2 protein-coding genes are annotated in these 3,588 nt (G+C 74.7%); both read left to right on the top strand.

Going from position 1 to position 3,588, the window contains the following annotated elements; all coding sequences use genetic code 11:
* The first annotated feature begins 60 nt into the window (after positions 1-60).
* Positions 61-2,622: a sensor histidine kinase KdpD gene (locus ACFU7Y_RS41785; protein ID WP_224280384.1), complete on the top strand. Its 2,562-nt coding sequence runs from the start codon at positions 61-63 to the stop codon at positions 2,620-2,622.
* Between the two features lie 96 nt (positions 2,623-2,718).
* A complete protein-coding gene (locus ACFU7Y_RS41790) occupies positions 2,719-3,393 on the top strand; it encodes a response regulator (protein ID WP_224280386.1) in 675 nt (224 codons plus the stop codon).
* Positions 3,394-3,588: the final 195 nt, after the last annotated feature.

Raw genomic sequence — 3,588 nt, forward strand, 5'->3', positions numbered from 1 at the left:
CGCCACACCCACACACGCACCATCCAAGCTGACGGCTTCTCGATGGAAAGAGCAGTGCCCATGGCCCGCGACCTCACCCCCGGCACCGGCAACCGCGGAGGCCGGCTGAGGGTGTACCTCGGCTCCGCGCCGGGGGTCGGCAAGACCTACCGGATGCTGGACGAGGCCCGGCGCAGACAGGAGCGCGGGGTCGATGTCGTGGTCGGGTACATCGAATGTCACGGCAGACGCCACACCGAGGCCATGCTGGAGGGCCTGGAGGTCCTGCCGCGGGTCCACCGCTCCTACCGGGACGCCGAGTTCGAGGAGATGGACCTCGACGGCGCGCTCGCCCGCCGCCCGGCCGTCGTGCTGGTGGACGAGCTGGCGCACACCAACATCCCCGGCGGCCGGCACGCCAAGCGCTGGCAGGACGTCGAGGAACTGCTCGCCGCCGGGATCGACGTCATCACCACCGTCAACATCCAGCACCTGGAATCGCTGAACGACGTCGTCCGGAAGATCACCGGCATCCCGCAGCGCGAGACCGTCCCGGACGAGGTGGTCCGCCGGGCCGACCAGATCGAACTCGTCGACATGGCCCCGCAGGCACTGCGCCGCCGGATGGCCCACGGCAACGTCTACAGGGCGGAGAAGGTGGACGCCGCGCTCTCCAACTACTTCCGGGTCGGCAACCTCACCGCCCTGCGCGAACTCGCCCTGCTCTGGGTGGCCGGGCGGGTGGACGAGGGCCTGCGCGACTACCGGGCCAGCCACAACATCGACCGGGTCTGGGAGACCCGCGAGCGGGTCGTGGTCGCCCTCACCGGCGGCCCCGAGGGCGAGACCCTGGTCCGCCGCGCCGCCCGGATCGCCGACCGCACGGCCGGCGGCGACCTGCTGGCCGTCCACGTCTCCCGCAGCGACGGCCTGGCCGGCGCCTCCTCCGGCGCGCTCGCCCAGCAGCGGCAGCTGGTGGAGGCCCTCGGCGGCAGCTACCACGTGGTCGTCGGCGACGACGTCCCCACCGCGCTGCTCGCCTTCGCCCGCGCCCACGACGCCACCCAGCTGGTGCTCGGCACCAGCCGCCGCGGCCGGATCAACCGGTTCCTCACCGGCCCCGGCACCGGGCAGACCACCGTGGACGCCTCCGAGGACATCGACGTCCACATGGTCACCCACGAGTTCACCGGCCGCGGCCGGCTGCCCTCGCTCGGCCGCCGCCACTCCCGGCGCCGCACCATCGTCGGCTACCTGGCCGGCCTGGTGCTGCCCTGGCTGCTCACCGCCCTGCTCTCGCAGGCGGACCACAGCATCAACCTGACCACCGACGCGCTGATGTTCCAGCTCGGCGTGGTCGTCGTCGCCCTGCTCGGCGGCGCCGTGTCGGCCCTGCTGGCCTCGGTCGTCGCCTCGGTGCTGCTCAACTACTACTTCATCCCGCCGATCCACAGCCTGACCATCGGCGAGACCAACAACATCGTCGCCCTGGTGGTCTTCGCCGCCATCGCGCTCACCGTCTCCACCGTGGTCGACCACGCCGGCCGGCTCACCAGCCGGGCCGCCCGCGCCACCGCCGAGGCCGAGACCCTCTCCACCCTGGCCGGCAGCGTGCTGCGCGGCGCCGACGCGCTGCCCGCCCTGCTGGAGAAGTCCCGGACGGCCTTCGGCATGCGGGCCGTCGCCCTGCTCTCCCGGGCCGACGGCGAGGTGCTCGCGCTCTGCGAGGACGACCACCAGGGCGACGGCGAGGGGCCGGCCGGGACCACCGAGGTCCCGGTCGGCGCGGACGCCGTCCTGGTGCTCACCGGCCGCCGGCTGCCTGCCGCCGACCAGCGGGTGCTGACCGCCTTCGCCGCCCACGTCGCCGCCGCGCTGGAGCGCGACCGGCTGGCCGTGGTCGCCGCCGAGGTCGAGCCGATCAAGGCCGCCGACCGGATGCGCACCGCCCTGCTCGCCGCCGTCAGCCACGACCTGCGCACCCCGTTGGCCGCCGCCCGCGCCTCGGTCGGCTCGCTGCGCAGCCCCGACGTCGAGTTCTCGCCCGAGGACCAGGCCGAACTCCTCGCCACCGCCGACGAGTCGCTGGTCAAGCTCACCCGGCTGGTCGACAACCTGCTCGACATGAGCCGCCTCCAGGCCGGCGCGCTCACCCTGCACCTCACCGGGACCCACCTGGACGAGGTCCTGCCCCGGGCACTCGACAGCCTCCCCGACCCGTACGCGCCGGTCCAGCCGCTCGACCTCGACACGACCCCGCCGGTGCTCGCCGACCCGCCGCTGCTGGAGCGGGTGCTCGCCAACGTGATCACCAACGCGCTGCGGCACAACGCCCCCGGCGCGCCCGTCCTGGTCACCGCCAGCCACCACGCCGACCAGGTCGAGATCCGGGTGATCGACCGCGGGCCCGGCATCGCCCCCGAGGACCGCGACCGGGTCTTCCTGCCCTTCCAGCGCCTCGGCGACACCGACAACACCACCGGCGTCGGCCTCGGCCTCGCGCTCTCCCGCGGCCTCGCCGAGGCGATGGGCGGCAGCCTGGAGGTCGAGGACACCCCCGGCGGCGGCACCACCATGCTGCTCACCCTGAACGCCGCCACCACCGAGCCCGCAGCAATCGGGGAGGAATCACCGCATGAGTGAACGGAGCGATCGGACCACCGAAAGGTGCGCGTCCCGCGGAGCGACCGTCGAGCGGTGGGGGTCCCCCCGGCCGCCGGCGGGGGCAGGGGCGGACGCATGAGCGAGATCCTGGTCGTCGACGACGAGCCGGCCCTCCTGCGCACCCTGCGGATCAACCTCAGCGCCCGGCACTACGCCGTCCGCACCGCCGCCAGCGGCGGGGAGGCGCTCGACCGCGCGGCGCACTCGGCCCCGGACGCCGTCCTGCTCGACCTCGGCCTGCCCGACCTCGACGGGATGGACGTGCTGCGCGGCCTGCGCACCCGCAGCGCGGTGCCGGTCATCGTGCTCTCCGGCCGGACCGACGCCGCCGACAAGGTGGGCGCCCTGGACGCGGGCGCCGACGACTACCTCACCAAGCCGTTCCTGATGGACGAACTGCTGGCCCGGCTGCGCGCCGTGCTGCGCCGGCCGCCGGGCGGCGTGCCGCTGGGCCGGCCGGTGATCGGCGACCACACCGTGGACCTCGCGGCCACCGCGGTGAACGGCCCGAACGGCCCGGTCCGGCTCACCCCGACCGAGTGGCGCATCCTCGCCCTGCTGCTCGCCAACCCCGGCCGGCTGGTGCCCGGGAGGCAGATCCTGCGCGAGGTGTGGGGCCCGGCCCAGGAGGGGCGCGGCAACTACCTGCGGGTCTACTTCGCCGGGCTGCGCCGCAAGCTGGAGCGCGACCCGGCCCGGCCGCGGCACCTGATCACCGAGCCGGGGATCGGGTACCGGTACGTGCCGTGACCGGCGGCCGGCGCGCCCTCCGTCAACGAACCGTCAAGAGCCGGACGGTGGGTGACAGGAAGGCGTCAAGGCCGCCCGGTGGCGGTGCTTCGCGGGCGTAGCGTCGGTGTCGAAGGGACGGGCCCGGCTCCGTGTGGGGGAGGCCCGGGGCCGCTCCGGCCGCCGTCCCCGGACGGCCAGCAGGTGGGGGAGGGG

Source organism: Kitasatospora sp. NPDC057542, from assembly GCF_042801945.1.
In the GTDB taxonomy this organism is placed as follows: Bacteria; Actinomycetota; Actinomycetes; order Streptomycetales; family Streptomycetaceae; genus Kitasatospora.